The 16,890-nt window shown below is 45.6% G+C and carries 14 protein-coding genes and 3 pseudogenes; 2 read left to right on the forward strand and 15 right to left on the reverse strand.

The features are described 5' to 3' along the window. Positions 1-148: 148 nt before the first annotated feature. Entirely contained in the window at positions 149-1,570 is a 1,422-nt protein-coding gene (locus DW922_RS02620; protein ID WP_118725711.1) for a sigma 54-interacting transcriptional regulator, read from the reverse strand. A gap of 194 nt (positions 1,571-1,764) precedes the next feature. Here DW922_RS02620 and DW922_RS02625 point away from each other — a divergent pair. After that, a pseudogene (locus tag DW922_RS02625) lies at positions 1,765-2,097 on the forward strand (C-terminal helicase domain-containing protein); the annotation flags it as partial. Positions 2,098-2,225: 128 nt separating this feature from the next. Here DW922_RS02625 and DW922_RS02630 read toward each other — a convergent pair. Next, positions 2,226-2,600: a zinc ribbon domain-containing protein gene (locus DW922_RS02630; protein ID WP_118543106.1), complete on the reverse strand. Its 375-nt coding sequence runs from the start codon at positions 2,598-2,600 to the stop codon at positions 2,226-2,228. 258 nt (positions 2,601-2,858) lie between these two features. On the opposite strand from DW922_RS02630, the gene DW922_RS02635 reads away from it, so the two are divergent. Then, positions 2,859-4,214, forward strand: coding sequence for an MATE family efflux transporter (locus DW922_RS02635; RefSeq protein ID WP_118725713.1), 1,356 nt, complete (start codon positions 2,859-2,861; stop codon positions 4,212-4,214). Here DW922_RS02635 and DW922_RS02640 read toward each other — a convergent pair. The 13 genes and pseudogenes from DW922_RS02640 to DW922_RS02700 all read right to left on the reverse strand — a co-directional run. After that, a complete protein-coding gene (locus DW922_RS02640) occupies positions 4,211-4,816 on the reverse strand; it encodes an MATE family efflux transporter (RefSeq protein WP_118718579.1) in 606 nt (201 codons plus the stop codon). The genes DW922_RS02635 and DW922_RS02640 overlap by 4 nt on opposite strands. Positions 4,817-5,180: 364 nt before the next feature. Further along, entirely contained in the window at positions 5,181-5,705 is a 525-nt protein-coding gene (locus DW922_RS02645) for a flavodoxin family protein (RefSeq protein ID WP_118725714.1), read from the reverse strand. 53 nt (positions 5,706-5,758) lie between these two features. Next, complete coding sequence (locus DW922_RS02650; RefSeq protein ID WP_207666286.1) at positions 5,759-6,649, reverse strand: GGDEF domain-containing protein; 891 nt, start codon at positions 6,647-6,649, stop codon at positions 5,759-5,761. A gap of 54 nt (positions 6,650-6,703) precedes the next feature. After that, on the reverse strand, positions 6,704-7,216 hold the full coding sequence (locus DW922_RS02655) for a pyridoxamine 5'-phosphate oxidase family protein (protein WP_118725716.1): 513 nt from the start codon (positions 7,214-7,216) through the stop codon (positions 6,704-6,706). A 1,076-nt stretch (positions 7,217-8,292) separates the two neighbouring features. Next, positions 8,293-8,808: pseudogene (locus DW922_RS02660) on the reverse strand (toprim domain-containing protein); the annotation flags it as partial. 177 nt (positions 8,809-8,985) lie between these two features. Further along, positions 8,986-10,218 (reverse strand): ATP-binding protein, encoded by a 1,233-nt coding sequence (locus DW922_RS02665; RefSeq protein WP_002304383.1) that lies wholly within the window; start codon positions 10,216-10,218, stop codon positions 8,986-8,988. Positions 10,219-10,369: 151 nt separating this feature from the next. After that, on the reverse strand, positions 10,370-11,053 hold the full coding sequence (locus DW922_RS02670) for a DUF4366 domain-containing protein (protein ID WP_002578950.1): 684 nt from the start codon (positions 11,051-11,053) through the stop codon (positions 10,370-10,372). Next, positions 11,043-11,300, reverse strand: coding sequence for a DUF4315 family protein (locus DW922_RS02675; protein WP_002304378.1), 258 nt, complete (start codon positions 11,298-11,300; stop codon positions 11,043-11,045). The genes DW922_RS02670 and DW922_RS02675 overlap by 11 nt, the downstream gene beginning before the upstream one ends. A 14-nt stretch (positions 11,301-11,314) precedes the next feature. Further along, positions 11,315-13,051: a C40 family peptidase gene (locus DW922_RS02680; RefSeq protein WP_002304377.1), complete on the reverse strand. Its 1,737-nt coding sequence runs from the start codon at positions 13,049-13,051 to the stop codon at positions 11,315-11,317. Between the two features lie 3 nt (positions 13,052-13,054). Next, positions 13,055-15,442, reverse strand: coding sequence for a VirB4-like conjugal transfer ATPase, CD1110 family (locus tag DW922_RS02685; RefSeq protein WP_002588967.1), 2,388 nt, complete (start codon positions 15,440-15,442; stop codon positions 13,055-13,057). Further along, positions 15,402-15,836: a PrgI family protein gene (locus DW922_RS02690; RefSeq protein WP_002304375.1), complete on the reverse strand. Its 435-nt coding sequence runs from the start codon at positions 15,834-15,836 to the stop codon at positions 15,402-15,404. The genes DW922_RS02685 and DW922_RS02690 overlap by 41 nt, the downstream gene beginning before the upstream one ends. Positions 15,837-15,853: 17 nt before the next feature. Then, the gene (locus DW922_RS02695) at positions 15,854-16,720 is read right to left on the reverse strand and encodes a VirB6/TrbL-like conjugal transfer protein, CD1112 family (protein WP_002304374.1); all 867 of its coding nucleotides are present in this window, start codon (positions 16,718-16,720) and stop codon (positions 15,854-15,856) included. Positions 16,721-16,745: 25 nt separating this feature from the next. Further along, positions 16,746-16,829: pseudogene (locus tag DW922_RS02700) on the reverse strand (Maff2 family protein); the annotation flags it as partial. Positions 16,830-16,890: the final 61 nt, after the last annotated feature.

The following is a 16,890-nucleotide window of genomic DNA, read 5'->3' on the forward strand; positions in this document are numbered from 1 at the left end:
TCCTTATCCGGCAATTTATCTGTCAAATTCGTCGCTTATATGTAAACTCTTTGTTACACACTTTCAGAAAAAGATGATAAATACTTAACAGAAAAAGCACTGTAAACTTTACGCTACTATGTAGCATAAAGTTTACAGTGCTTGACTTTTATTCTTGAAACTCCTTTAACTTTCTGTGAAGCATCTGCCTTGATATCCCAAGGATCTGTGCCGCCTGTGTCTTATTGCCCCCACAATCAGAAAGTGTATTCGTTATAATCTCCTGTTCCAGCTTACTCATGATCTGCGAAAGATTCTGTTTCCCGGAAGCTGTCAGTTTTTGTGTTAATGGAAATCCAACTGCATTTCCTGCCGGATTTGTATCTACCCAATAGAAATTTGCAAGTGACAACGTTTTTTTCCAGACGGTAGCCATGGATCTTTCTATCCAGTTCTGTAATTGCCGCACATTTCCAGGCCAATTTTGTTTTTTCAATAAAACGTAAATCTTAGGATCTATGGTATCTACATGCTTGTCCATTTCTTTATTGCATTTTTCTACAAATAAATGTACTAACTCAGGAATATCTTCCAGTCGTTTTCGTAAAGGCGGAACCTGAATATGAAGCACATTCAGGCGATAGTATAAATCCTCTCGAAACGTTCCTTCCTCCACCATTTCCTGCAATGGACGGTTAGAAATCGCTATGACCCGGACATCAATCGGAATCTGTTTTCCGCCTCCTACTTTTGTAACCACATGCTCTTGTAAAACACGCAAAAGCTTTGCCTGTGCCGAAAGATTCAGTGAGTTGATTTCATCCAAAAGAATGGTTCCCCCGTTTGCCTGCTCAAAAAGCCCCTTTTTTCCACCCTTTCTTGCACCGGTAAACGCTCCTTCTTCATAACCGAATAATTCCGATTCCATTAATTCATACGGCACCGCTGCACAATTGAGCTTTACAAATGGTTTTCCATGTCGTTTACTTGCCTGATAAACATGATTTGCAACCACTTCTTTTCCTGTTCCGGTTTCTCCTTCAATCAAAAGCGTAGCATTAATCTGAGCGATCTGCAAAATTTCATGCTTCAATTGCGTAATGACCGGGCTGCTTCCCACAAACTGAGCATTGGCTTCCCGGTTCTGATTTTGATTCAGGTATTGATACTCATCTTCCATCTCATTAAGTTTTAAAAACAAAGATCGATATCGTTGAAGCCAGTCACGTCCGTCATAGATCATATGCCCTAATACCACATTATCCTCTGAGATTAGAGGTGCACGTAAGAAAACCCTTGGACGACCATCGTTTTGCAAACGTTCTGCATAAGGAATGTACGGACTAGCAAAATCAGAAATTTCTAAAATTGGAGGGACCTTATCCTTAGCTTCTGCCATAAATTCATCAAACAGAACACCTTCCAATTCTTCTGGACGTTTTCCAAATTCTGCTGCATATTTGGCATTAATAAAAATAATCCTATTTTCTGTATTCAACACCATTTTTTCACTGTAATGCTCCAGTTCTGATTTGTACAGAACTTCCTTTTCTATTTGGGAACGCTGTTCAAACCAATCTTTTTTCTCCATTTATGGCCCTCCTATATATGCCGAATTCGTTATTTTCTTGACTATATGCATAAAATCAAGCTACTTTCTTCCATCGCTAATTCTCCTCATAAAAAACACACTGGCACTTCTTTTCTCACACATAATATCTTCATTATAGCGACTTTCTTTATACAAACGCAAGATTATTTTCCATTGTCGTTCCTGCATCTATGCAGTTAGTTGAAAGCTTCACCACAAACGATGTCCCGGTATTCTGCATCTCCTTAAAAGCCGGCGGAACCGGCCTGAACCTGACTGCTGCTGACATCGTCATCCACTACGATCCGTGGTGGAACGTGGCAGCCCAGAACCAGGCAACCGACCGTGCGCACCGCATCGGCCAGGAAAACACCGTAACCGTTTACGAACTGATCGCGGAACACACCATCGAAGAGCAGATCCAGAATCTTCAGAAGAGTAAGCAGGACCTGGCCGAAGAGATTCTCTCCGGAGAGGGAATCAGCAGCATCCTGATCGACCGGGATGAGATTTTGAAGCTGCTGTAGGATCGGTGAATTTGAGAAATAGGCTGACCTGTAACTACTGTCATTAACTCATTAACAATTGCTTTGGGATGCTTAACAATCAAAAAAGGCGTCAGATCCACTTTTTCGGATCTGACGCCCATATTTTTCTAAAACCGGTTCCCGCACTTCGGGCAATACTCAAAATCTTCTGTTGTCTCATAACCGCAATGATCGCAATGCCGGTGTCCATATCCACTGGTTCCCTGCTGCACCATCGTCAAATGCTGCGGCAGAATCTCCACCTGTTCCCCACGCGCAATCGCCTTTCCGATTTCCGGATCAAGCTCATACAGCGTATTGCAGCAGCTCATCTGCACATAATAGTGCCGGTTCCACTTCAAGCATGGGATAAAAAATAACGACAACACCGTATACGTCATAAAGACCTGGTACCGCCCATACTTGCCGCATACACTGCAGATGACGGTCTGCGTAAAATCAAGCTGCTTTCTTCCATCGGTAATTCCCATCATAAAAAACATAGTGTCACTTCTTTTCTTAATTTATAGTGTAATCATTATAGCTGTTCTCTTTACACAAATGCAACCTCATTTTGTGTTCCGAGCTCGTTGCAGTTCATGCGTTGCGCAAACCGCTCACGGTTCATGGCTTACCTGACATCCGATTTTTTTGCAATTGCCCTATGTACTTTTCTTTTACCTTGTTTTATAATACATCCGATTTGAGATTCCTCATAAATCACAGGAAACTTTCCGAACGAATATACACAAGGAGATATTATGCAAAAGAATGACATCAAGGACCTGACTGTCGGATCCCCGATGAAGCTGATCCTAAGCTTTGCGATCCCGATGCTTTTCGGGTTCCTTTTCCAGCAGTTTTACAACATGGTCGACACCATCATTGTTGGCAAATGCCTGGGCATATCAGCCCTGGCAGCGGTCGGCTCAACAAGCTCCATCAACTTTATGATCATCGGCTTCTGTACCGGCGCATGCAGCGGCTTTGCAATCCCGGTAGCCCAAAAATTCGGTGCCGGAGACTATAACGGGATGCGGAAATTCGTAGCCAACTCCGGCTGGCTGTCCGCAGTCTTCGCCGCAGTCATGACAACCATCGTCGGTATCCTCTGCATGAACATTTTGCAGTGGATGAACACGCCGGAAGATATCATCCAGGGGGCTTACGATTACATTTTCGTGATTTTCCTCGGAATTCCTGTCACCTATCTTTACAACATGCTCGCAGGCATCATCCGAAGCCTGGGAGACAGCAAAACACCAGTTTATTTCCTGCTGCTTTCCTCCCTCATGAACATCGCCCTGGATTTCTTTACGATCCTTGTGCTCGGCATGGGAGTCCGCGGACCGGCACTTGCTACCGTCATCTCCCAGGGAATTTCTGCCATGCTCTGTCTGATCTATATGATCCGGCATTATCCGATCCTGCATATGAAACAGGACGAATGGAAACCCGACAGCCACATGCTCCGCGTCCTCTGCGGCATGGGAATCCCGATGGGGCTCCAGTATTCCATCACGGCGATCGGAAGCGTTGTGCTCCAGACCGCGGTAAACTCCCTCGGTTCCATGGCCGTGGCGGCAGTTTCCACTGGAAGCAAGGTCAGCATGTTTTTCTGCTGTCCGTTTGACGCACTCGGCGGTACCATGGCAACCTACGCAGGCCAGAATGTCGGTGCCAAAAAGCTGGACCGCGTAAAAGAAGGACTGAAAGCTGCAAGTCTGATCGGGATCATCTATTCCCTGATTGCATTTGTGGTCCTGCTTTTCGGCGGCAAATACATTGCGCTTCTCTTCATGGACGCAAGGCAGACCGAGATCATCGGCAGGGTAGCCACGTTCCTGGCCGCAAACAGTATGTTCTATATCCCGCTGACCTTTGTCAACGTCGTCCGCTTCACGATCCAGGGAATGGGATTTTCCACGTTTGCGATCCTGGCCGGAGTCTGCGAGATGGCTGCACGGTCACTCGTCGGCTTCTGCCTGGTTCCGGTATTCGGGTTCCTTCCGGCGTGCTTTGCAAGCCCGCTTGCGTGGATCTTTGCAGATGCGTTTTTGCTTCCAGCATTCTTCCACTGCCTGAAAAAATTGAAGATTCTGTTCGGAGAAAATTAATCATCGGAGGTGCCACTGGCACCTCCTCTTTTCTTATTCAGCCACATCATAAATCCCACACACAAAACCAGCTGCAGCGCAGACGACATCGGCGTCGCCAGCCCGATATGAAACAGAGATGTCTTCGGCTGGATACTCACCAGATAAGACACCGGCACACGGACACCCAGCATACCTCCGCCGCAGATCCGGATATAATCCACAGTCTTGTGAAACGCCTCCTCCGGTGCATTCATCGCACGGCTGACCTGAGGGGCAAATGCCACAAGAATAACCGACAATGCCACCGCAATTCCCGCAAACAGCAAAATCGCCGTTCCTACCGTGTGGCCTCCCTCTTCCCGTTTTCCGCTTCCGATCTGCTGTCCCAGCAAGATCGTGGTTCCCATCGCAAAGCTGCTGATCAGGTTCGTCAGTGTTGTCATGATCTGCGAACCGGTCGATACCGCGGATACATCTGCGGAGGAAGCAAACTTTCCAACGATCAGCAAGTCCACTGCGCCGTACATCGCCTGCAAAAACAATGCCAGCAGAACTGGAAATGCGAATAAGATGAGCGGCTGCAAAATTTTCCCTTCTGTAAATGATGTGGTTCTCTCCATGAAATTTTCTCTCCAATGTTGATCATTTATTTTTTATTCTGTGGAGCGTGTTTTTCCACGCTATAATTTCCTCTGAAATCAGCGGATATGCCACCAGCACCTTCTTCGATATGCAATGCAATAAAAAAAGCCGGATAAGAAAGCAGATATTTCAACCTGCCATCTTATCCAGCTATTGTTTCTGCATCAGCAACGGGTCTGTATCACCCGGTTACTTAAATGGAACAAATCACCCTCCGATGAACGATTCTGATTATACAATATGCATTTTTTCTTGTCAGTTTGCAATGCAAAATTTATATTGCCATCTTAACCTGGCGGTTACTGTTCACACGTTGCGGTTTGCCAAACACGTAAGCAGCAGTTACAACTGAGCCCCCAATTCTTCCAGTTCCTTCATTACCGCCTCATTCTTCGCCAGTTCATCTTTCCCATTCGCACTATATCTCTTCTGAAAGCGCATATCCCATTCCAGGTATTCAGACATACATGCAAACTGTTTCTCAATCAGATCATACTGATCATGATTTACAGGCGCACCGCCTGTAACGATCAGACCAGTCTTTTTGCCCTTCAGCTGCAGACCGCGGCAATAACACTTATCAATCACCAGTTTCAACTGTCCGGTAATTCCCCACCAGTACACCGGTGTCGCAAATACGATCATATCCGCCGCCGCGATCTGTTCAGTCGTCGAATTGGTATCATCCTGGTCAACACAGCCCTTATAGCACTGACAGGCGCCACAGCCTTTACATGGACTGATGTGCAGCTTGTCCGGCTGAATCACCTCGATCTCATGATTCTTAGATGCTCCCTTGATCAAGGCATTGATTGCCGTTAAGGTATTGCCCTTTCTGGCACTTCCGTTAATAATTACAATTTTCATTGGTAATCCCCCTTTATCACAACATTATCATTTTATAAGCATATCTTATGTTGCTACACATCATATACCACATGTCTTTTTCCTGTGTTTTTTGCCTGATACAGGCGCTCATCCGCATAGTTGAACAGCTTGACCAGCATATCTTCCCCATGAAAGACCGAAGCACCGCCACTGAATGTCAGCGGCTTCCCTTTGGAAGACATCCCATACTCTTTAAAATCATCCGCACAGCCGTTTAAAACCTGCTGTATCTTATTCTGGTCTGTCGTGTGGAACACCAGCATAAATTCCTCCCCGCCAAAACGGATCACAAGTCCGTGTCCTTTCATATGCTTCAGAAGAATCTCCGAAAATGTCTGCAGTACCTCGTCTCCAAACATATGGCCATACGTATCATTGATCTGTTTAAAATCATCAATATCCAGCAATACAACCGAAAAAGCATTTTCTCCGTCCGCCTTCTTCTCCTCCAGATACTGGGTCAGATAGCGGCGATTATACAGGTGGGTCAGCGGATCCAGATTCGCCATCCACCGCAGGTTCTTTGTCATCTCCTCCAGGCACTTCTGCTGCCTTGTATACTGCTTGAGAAGAGTACTCAGCAGCATCAGAATACTGCTGCCTGCGATCAGGAACGTAATAACCACCGAGCTCATATTCTCTTTTCCCGCAAATGCAGCAAAGAAAGCCGGGTCGCGCTGCCTCCATACAATGAATACCAGATCAAACAAGATCAGGGCACTGGTTCCCTTAATCCGCCATTTATCCTCCAGAAACAATGTTGTTGCCACAATTCCCAGAACCATATAAGACAAGCGGTAAAAACCATAGCTGCAATAGAGCACCGGAAACTCAATCAGATCGCAGATCACCAGGATCAGAACGACCGGAATTTTCGTTTTCTTTGTCTTGATACCATAGGCACTTGCCGCATAGATGATCACGGCACATTCTAGCATAAATTATGGAGATATTGTAGAGAAAATGACGATTTTTTCTCAAAAATAAGCATATTCCTGGCGGCTCCCGTATCCGTCTTTCTTGAAATCCGAGTTCAGAAAGTCAATCCGCTCCGGCACAATTTTAATCAGGTTCATGACCTCCGGAAGCTTTTTTAACATCTCAATCGGGATTTTCTTAAACTCTGCCGCTTTCAGATATTCTTCCGAAAATGGTTCTACAATCTCTGCAACGCCCTGAACCTGCATTCCCTTTAATTTTGCAAACCTGGCATACTTGTCAAAGATTGCGAGACATACATTCTTATTCTGCTCCAATCCCAGGAACTTTTCGCCGCCCTCCGAAAACATCCAGAATGCGCCGTCGTGGTATGTATACTCGATCGGAGTGTTTCGGATCTGGCTTCCGCTTCCCGTGGCGAGTGCACAGGTATCGTTCGTCAGAATATAGGTTTCCATTGCCGCAAACAGTTCTTCCTGCGGCATCTTAACGGAAGCCGCATCGATTGGTTTCCAATGGGCTGCGGCTTTTTTATAGTCTTCATGATTCATGCTTATTCCTCCCTTGGAGCTCATTTTCTTGTAATCAGTTTTACGATACCATAACAATGATAATTCTGTTTCCTTATTAAATTACCTATATTATACCGTGTATGGGGTCGGATATCGATGCTTTTTTGACCAAGATTTGTGATTTATGTTTCTTTCACGCGTTGTGTAAAACTCTTCTGTTCTTCCATCAAACCTCCATATAGTAAAATAGAAGAATGACTTCACAGCCATCCTTCTACTAATTTTTCACAGTTTATCCTGCAATGGGAATGGGTTTTCGGTCTCCATCCCGACCACTGGAACAGGTTTTAGGTCTCTGTTCCGACCTTATAAGTATCTCTTTTAGATTACACTGTAGCTTTGAAATAGTCAAAGAAAATTTATGCTTCTTCACCCAATTAAGTCATGATAACATTTTCTTTCGAGAATTAACCTCTAGCCAGGTTGTGGTAAATGTCAAACCCTTATAAAGCTCATAAGACACTGCTCTCTGGCACAATACCTTACTTCACAGCTTGACAGACACTCAGGTTGCCTGTCTCTAATATTAGATTACCTAGCTTCTGAAAATATGTCAACCAAAATCTCTAACTACATTCCTTATTTAAGTCAAGATCGGATAAAGACCGCATCGACCAGCACCAGAAAAACAAATGGCAGCCAATAATTCCAAAAAACAAAAACGACGGGTGTCTTACCCGCCGTTTGGTGGACCCGGGTCTTTCGACCAGCCCAATATAAATAGAGTTTCGATCATTGCTGCAAAAACTGTTCCCAGCGGGAATCGAACCCACAACTAGCGCTTAGGAGTAGACCCGATACGACATCGGGAAGTGGCATCTAATGCTTAAAAATGCTTGGAAATACAAGGTTTTTCAGCATTTCAAATCCCATCTGATACTACGCTGTGATAGCTAATTCAGAGGGATTTTACACCGTCCGATTGGCTCGAAATTAGCAAGTCTTTCGATTTTTGGTGGACGTTGCAAGTGCAAGTAAATGTCACTATGTAACTTCTCGTGATGCGAAATGATAGGAAATCCTATTCATTCTCGTGTGAGGGTGCGGGTGTCCTTAGCGTTAATACCAACAATCCAGTCGGCTCGTTCTCGACACAGTGCTGCTTCATACAAAGCATCATATTCCGTTCCAGACCTGAGATTTTCAAAGCCCTCCTTGATTGCTACATCTTCCATCGAGGAAATCCAAAGCCGCTCAAACGGCTTTCTGCACCCGGCTTTGTGGTACACCAACCGAAAGATCAGCTCGCCCTCACGACCGGCATCTGTTGCACACACAAGACTCGCAACATCTTCTCTGGCCATGAGCTTTTTCAGAATCCCAAACTGTTTTTTCGTACCGGCAGAAACCTCATACTGCCAGTCCATCGGGAAGATAGGAAGGTCTGCATAAGCCCATTTGCTGTACTTCGCATCATAGACTTCCGGCTGTGCCAGCTCCACCAAATGCCCTACACACCAGCTGACCACATATCCGTTTCCCTCTAAGTAGCCATCCTCACGCTTGGCAGCACCTAACACTTTGGCAATACTCTGTGCAACCGAAGGCTTTTCAGCCAAAACTAATTTCATTTGCATCTGCTCCTTTCACAAAAAAATAAGCAGCCACACACCGTAGTGCATGACTGCTATGTAAAAAGTTCGGAAAGGATTTTTGCAACCTGATACAATTTTCTGTTCTACAATCTCCGTCATAATAAAAATATCTCCATCATTTCAAAAGAGAATGACGGAGATATTTCACCTTGCTTATTCTTGTAGCAACCAATCGGCTATATCGTGAATTTCGATTCCTTCATAGCTATATTGGGGATGTTTGGTTCTGGCAATAATCATTTTCGGATAAGCGTCTCGAATCTGAAGCAGAGGAGAGCATTCTCTCTCAAATGTTTCCTGCCCGGAAATGTTGTCGCTGACCTGAATATAAATCTTTTCGCTACCTCTCTGAGCAACAAAGTCGATTTCCTTTTGATAGAGCTTGCCGACATAGACATCATATCCACGGCGAAGAAGCTCGATACAAACAACGTTTTCATATACTCTGCCATAGTCTATATTTCTGCTTCCCAGTATTGCATATCGAATACCGCTGTCACACAAATAGAACTTTTCAGAGCTTTCAAGGTATTTCTTACCTCGGATGTCATATCTCTTAATATCATAAAATACAAAAGCATTGCACAAATACTTAATGTACTTGCCGACGGTTACATGATTGGTTGGAGTCTCATTTGCTGTCAGTAGCTGACTGACCTTATTCGGAGAAGTCAGGTTGCTGATATTATCCATAAGGAACTCGCTCAGACGTTGTAAAACCAAAGTGTCCGGGAGAGTATATTTCTGTACCAAATCCCTTGTAACAATCGTTTCGTAGACCTCTTTGATATAGTTTGTTCTGTCTTTTTCGGTTCTATAAGCATAGGAACCTGCTAAACCGCCCTTGATAGCGTACTCATCAAAGAGCTTATCTTTGTCACTAATATCATCATAATACTGGCAATATTCCTGGAAGCTGAAAGGAAACACATGAATTTCAATATAGCGTCCGGTAAACAGAGTTGCCAGATCTGCACTCAACAGGAAAGCATTAGAGCCTGTTACATAGATGTCGTATTTTCCCTTAGAGTACAGGCTATTGATTGCCAACTCAAACTTGGGACACATCTGAACCTCGTCTACAAACAGGTAGTTCGTTTTTCCTTCCTGATAATGTTCTTCCACATAGGCGTGTAAGGCATGGTATTCCTTGATTTCTTCATACGCCAAATCCATGAAGTCGATGAAGATAATATTGATGTTTTCAAAATTGCTTTTCAGATACGCAATATACGCCTGCATCAATTTGGACTTACCAGATCGACGAATGCCCGTGATGATCTTGATGTCAGGAGTACCATTCAGTTCAATGATTCTATCGAGATATTTTGCTCTCGTGATTGTTTTCATATAGTCACCCGCTTTCAAAAATTGAAGTTTTTTCATTTCTCGAAACCGCTTCGCTGTACTTATTATACTGTCTGCTAATAGTATATGCAAGATGTCACTTTCAAAAACGCAAATTTTTTTATTTTTTGAAAGCGGAAACTATGTAAAGGCAACCCGAAGGCTGCCCCAGGCATCAAGCCTATCCTGTTTACACAGGTTCATTATCATCTTCATCGACGGAGCTATCTTCATCGTCGTCCTCAAACTCCGGATCGTACCCATAGTCCTCGTCATCGTCCACATAATCAGCATCTGGGTCAGGCTTTGCCGCTTCCTGTGCCTTCTTCTTTTCCTGGACTTTCTTAAATACGAAGAATCCACCACCACAGGCAAGCACAATCAGAGTAAGAATCGCCGGGAGCATATTTGTGGATTTCGGCTTTTCCTCCGGTGTCGGTTCTGTAATTTCAGGAACTGTTTCAACTACTTCCGGCTTTGTTTCCTCAACCGGCTTGGTGAACTCTGCAACTTCTTCCTCGTCCATCAGCTTGAGCAGGTCGGCTTCATCCACCTGATTCAGAAAATGCACGGTTTCCTCGCCCTTATCATCACGGTCAATGATGATATAGAAGTAGTTTCCGTTTTTGGTTACAGCGGTAATGAACTGCTTTCCGCTTTTCGTAGGCGAGCCAGCGTCATCAACCAAAGTCAGATTGCCGTCGGGAGTAAGCGGTAGCATCGGCTCCTCCGGCTCTGTTTCGGGAACTTTTTCTTCGACCGCAGGTTCTTCAGTCGCTACGCTTTCATCTACATAGGCAAATGCCGTTGTAGAAAACACGCCAAAACACATTGCACACGCCAGCAATGCGGCTCCAATTTTCTTAAATCTCATTCTGCGTTTCCTCCTCATTCATAGTATTGATCGTATCAGGCTTCGGAGCCATATCCGCAGCAAACATACGGAGCAGCTCGGAAAGCTGTTCGGGATTCAGGTTCGCAGCATGAACCATCTCATGGATTTCGGAATTTTCCTCCTCACGGTATCTGCGTTCCAGGTCTTTCACCTTAGCATCCCATTCTGCCCGTTTCTTACGGGCTTTTTCAAGGTCTGCACCTATTCTGTCTAACTTGGCACTCAATCGCCATCCCTCCTTTAGTTTCTGATTCTGCCGAAGCAGTAAAAATGCTGTTGCCAGTAATTCGATTCGATAGAAGCGTAGGAAATGGGGTTTCCGCAGTGGATCATCATACCATTGCCAACATAGATACCAACGTGTGATGCACCGGAGGTATCATAAGTGCCTTGGAAGAAAATCAAATCTCCCGGTTTGGCAGAGCTTTTCGGGATAATGTCGCATACGCCCATCAAACCGTTTGCGGTCAAACGACCAACACTCCAACCGTTTCCGCAGTGATTGATTACATAGGAAACAAATCCGGAGCAGTCAAAGGAGGTAGACGGGCTGCTGCCGCCCCACACATACGGGTATCCCAGATATTTTTCAGCTTCCCGAATCATATTGGCAAATCTTGTGTCTGTCAGCGCTTCGCCCGGAATATCATAATCGGTGTACTCGCCGCCAGGGGTGGCGTAAATGTCATTTCCGAAAATATCCGGTCTGTTGCCCCTTGTCTGAAGCAAAATTCTATATCGCTCCATATCATCTTCCGACAAGCCGGAATTTGAAATCACACTGTTCAAGCCCTTATTTCTGAGCTTCACATTCAGAATATAATATTCGTAATCTTCTTCCTCTGTTGTTGTCTCTCCCGTTTCGGGATCAGTAGAAGATGTTGTTCGTGTACGAATCTCTACTACTTCCGTCAGGGTCAGCTCATATTGTTGCTCAAATAGCCATTGCAGGGTAGCCTGCACCTCATCTCTGGTGTAATCCTCAAACTTCACCGTCAAATACGCCGCCAGCTCATAAGGATTGTGGTTGATTTCATCAAGGTCATACCGGTACTCGTCATATCCGCTATGAGTACGCTCGATATTATTGATTTTATTGCGGAGCGCAGCTTCCAAAGCCTTGTAATCATTGTCCGCACCAATAATATCTTCCTCTTTTGCAGTAAAAGAAGTTCCCAGAATGATCTGTGTGCCGCCTTGGAACATAGCCGAACAAGACGAGAACATCCCTGAGAGTATCATAAAAAGCAGTCCGGCAATCAAAACAAACAGAATCGTTTTAGAGTGTGTGGTGCAGAACTCCGTTACTCTTTCTGTGATGTTCTTGGCTCCCTGAGCTGCTTTGCCCGTTGCCTTGCCTGCACCCTTAGATGCAGAAGCCGTTGTCGAAGCGGTATTCTTACCGGCTTTGGCGGCAGCATATTCTTTCTTGATTGCCCTTTTCTGTTGCCAACGGGAAAAGGGATTGGAACCGGCATCGGGGTTGTCCTTTTTGAACTTCTCATACAGGGCATTTACATTTGCTTTATCTGACTTCTCAACCAGCTTTTCCGCCTTGTCGTAGGCTTTCAGCTTGTGACTGTAAACGGCATGATCGACGGTATAGACAGTGGATTCAACAGCCTTGGTCGTTTCCTGCACAGCCTGAACGCCGATATTATCATCCTCATATTCTGACACCGCCCGATGTGCTTTGGATGTGAGCGTGACTGCGGCACCACGGCTTGCCATGTGCTTTGCCACAGATGGGCGCTCGATTTCCGTAAACTCCGCTTTTTCAAAACGGAGCTTTGCTTTACGGGAACCGGCTGCATCTGTTTCCAGCTTTAGCTTCGGCTTTGCCTTTTTAGAAGCCAATTTGTCTGCCGCTTTTTCAGCCCTATCAACCGCCTTATCTGCACGGTCGGCAGCTTTCTTCACATGAGAATCTGCAAGGTCATCTTCGGTAAAACGGAGTCGTGTAGGTCTTTTCGCCATACATTACGCCTCCTTTTCCTGTGCCACCTCGTTTAACTTCGTGGTCATAATGCGATACAGTTCCAGATCTGTCGGGAATCGGTCAATGAACGGCAGAATCACATTGCCATAGAACAGAAGTCCTTCGCCCTCACCGGAGTTGGTTACATAGGACAGCTGATGCGGCGAAATGTTCAACCGCTGTGCCAGAATACTTCGGTCATCGCTTGCCTGATTCAGCATATAGATGAAATCAGAGTTTTCGAGGATGTTGGCAATCTCCGGGGAACGAAGCAGGTCTTTGACATTCTGAGTAATACCGGTCGGCAAGCCGCCCCATTTACGGAATCGCTTCCAGATTTCTACGGAATAGGTTGCCGTCTGTTCTTCCTTCAGAAGCAGATGGAACTCGTCAATATAATATCTGGTCGATTTACCGGCAGAACGGTTGGCAGTTACACGCCCCCAGACCTGATCCTGAACGATCAGCATACCGATTTTTTTCAGCTGATTGCCCAGCTCCTTAATGTCGAAGCACACCAGACGATTCTGAATATCCACATTGGTTCTGTTGTTAAACAGTTTCAGAGAACCCTTAACATAGATTTCCAAGGCGGTCGCTACATGGTGGGCTTCCTTTTCGTCCTGTTTCAGAAGGGCATCATACAAATCCTCAAGGATCGGCATATTCTCAGGGGCAGGATTGTCGAAATATCTCTGGTAAATCTGATGCACACAACGGTCGATAACCGTCTTTTCGATAGGCTGCAAGCCATCCTTACTGCCCATAATCAACTCACAGAGGGACAGGATAAAATCAGCTTTCAGTGCTACCGGGTTGTCATCCTCAGAGTAGTTCAGGTTGATGTCCATAGGGTTGATATAGTTGGTACTGGAGGAGCTGATTTTTACCACCTGACCATTGAACTTGTGAACCAGAGCCGCATATTCCGCTTCGGGGTCGCAGATGATAATATCGTCATCCGTAACCAGGAACGCATTGGTGATTTCACGCTTTGCGGAAAAGGATTTACCGGAACCGGGAGTACCCAGAATCAGTCCGTTGGGGTTCTTGAGCTTCTTTCTGTCCACCATGATAAGGTTGTTCGACAGAGCATTCAGCCCGTAATAGAGCGTTTCTCCACCATTCTGGAACAGCTCCTGCGTGGTGAAAGGCACAAAAATAGCCGTGGAACTGGTAGTCAGGCCACGACGAATCTCAATCAGGTTTTGTGCCAAAGGCAGGCTGCTCATCAGTCCGGATTCCTGCTGAAAATCCAAACGACGCAGATTGCAGTTATGCTTCTGGGCGATGCTCTGTGCCTGGAACACATTGTTCTCCAGTTCCTGCTCGGTGCGCCCGGTGTTCAGCACCAGAAATGTCACCATGAACATTCGCTCATTCTGGCTCTGCAATTCTTTCAGAAGTGACTTCGCATCTTTACCATAGGTAGCAAGGTCAGATGGGATAATGTCCATGTCATAGCCAGAACGCACAGCCTTTTTCTGTTCCTCGATTTTGGAACGGTCAAGCTCGGTGATGATTCTCTTGATGGTCTTAATCGCCGCAGTCTGGTCAACCGACTGGATGTGCATGGTCACGATCTGCGTGGATTCCATATCCAGAAAATCCGCCAGCATACGATCAGACAGGTCTGATGCCGTAATTGCCAGATAAGACATCGAACCGAAGATACTGCCCATCTGGAAGGTGCGGTTGGTCTTAAAGGCAAACGCCGTCGGAGCAATGAAGTCCTTTACGGACAGCCCGGATTCCACAAGATACTTCCAATCGAAGAAGAACTTATCATTATCACCCATGTGGAACATAGAGTGCATCAGATGCAGCCGCTCTTTGCCGTTCATGGTAGTGGCAATGACACCCAAACGCCGAAAGTTATTGAGCAGATCGTTTTCGATATGGTTGAGTCTCGGCTTTGCCTGCCGCATGGATTCGGCTTCAATGCCGAATGTCAGGTACTTGGTTTTGGTCAAGCCGTTGTTGCCCTGCGCCAACTGCTTTTTCAGCATCTGGCTATACTCGGCACGGACGGGATTGAAGCTGTCCTTCTTGAACGGGATACGGATACTCTTTTCAAAGCTTTCAGCATCGGTACTCAGGTTCATAAAGGAAAGCTCAAAGTGAATGGAGCTGTCAAAGAAATTCAGGAAACTGCACCACTCATCGAAGATGGCAGTCTTATCTTCCTGCTGTGCCAGCTGATAGTTGATGTCCTGAAACTGAATGGTCTTGGTGTAATAACTGTCAGTGACACGGCAGATGCCATCCGGGAACATTCTCTGAAAGGGAATGGACTGCTGTGCAGTCTGCGGAATACCGTTGTCCTTCTTTGCCCGTTCCACAACAGCTTTAATTTCTCGCTGCTGCTTCCGATTCAGATTTGCAGGCATTTTGATGTTTCTTGCCTGTGGCTTCTTTTTGAAAAACAATTCGTTCAACCTCCTTTTCCAGTTTGTACTGACGCATCAAAGCGTCATAATAGTTGTCCGTCTGATAAGGGCGAACCTTGGGACGAACGAATTTGGTCTGAATGAAGTGTTCTACAACCACTTCCAACGGCTGACTATCCTTTTCATACATTGCCAGAAAGAACAACGGTAACATGACGATCATCATGGACAGTGCTGCAAGGCTCACATTTCCGGTTGCTTTGACCAGAAAGAAAATCGGCACTCCGATGAGCGCCGCCGCACCAAAGCAAAGTAACTGCCGTTTCGTCAGATTGAAGAACACTTTTGTTTTTACCCTCGTCAGGTCACGAGGTACGGGAATATACGCTGCCAAACAATTTCCTCCTTCCCTTAGTGAGCGCTGAATACACCCTTCGCAAGCGAACCAGTCTTAAACAGGGTGAAGCACAAAAGGACGGTGTAGCCCATAACACCCCAGATAGAACCGATGATGTCATCACTGAATGCGATAGACTGAATCAGCACCGCATAAATGCCCACGCAGATCATAATCAGGAATCCCTGGAATCCGATTGCAAACAGCGAACGCAGATAATTCTGTCCGATATTGCTCTGTTCTCTGTTTCCAAAAGTGGAAAGCGGAATCGGGGCAAGGCTGACCATCAGATAAATTTCAATCATTCGACCGTAGACGATCACAAAGATGATGATTGCCAAAGCGGACATCGTGACCTGCACGATAAAGGATTGCAGGAACAAGCCGAGCAAAGGACCCAAATCCATTGCCATCAGCGTTTCTTCCATTGTTTCCAATGCCGAAGCATCTATGGCAGTATTTCCGGATATGATACCGGCGCTTGCGTTTATAACGTGCTGTGTCACATCAAACACAGCCATCGTGATATTGAATGTGTTTGTGATTAACATGACCGCAACAAAAGTCTTGAACACCCATTTGAAGAAGATCCAGGTTTCAAAATTTGCCAGATTGTTGTGGTCAATAATCATCTGAATTAGCTCATAACAGGCAATGAAGGTCAGAATCAAGCCTGCGATTGGGATAATCACTGACTCGGAGATGTTTCGTACCATGGCAAAGACACCCGGCGAAAAATTCGCCGGGGTCATGCCAACGGAGGTTGCTATCTCGCCAACCTGGTTGTTGACGGACTCAAACATCCCCGACAGATTTCCCATAATAGCTGAAACGAGCATTTCTTTCAGCCAGTCTGTGATCTGTTGGAGTATGCTGTCCAAAGGCGATTACCTCCTTGTTTTGTGATTAACCGAACAGTCCGGAGAGCAGAGGTACAAGGGTGGTGCCGATGAGGGCAACACCGCCGCCAGCCATGAGCTGTTTTATCCCCAATTAGGTGTAAAACTCTGCTCGATGGCGGGCGGCGGCGTACAAAAAATCTATATGGTGT

The organism is Clostridium sp. AM42-4 (genome assembly GCF_003480105.1).
GTDB lineage: Bacteria > Bacillota > Clostridia > Lachnospirales > Lachnospiraceae > Brotaphodocola.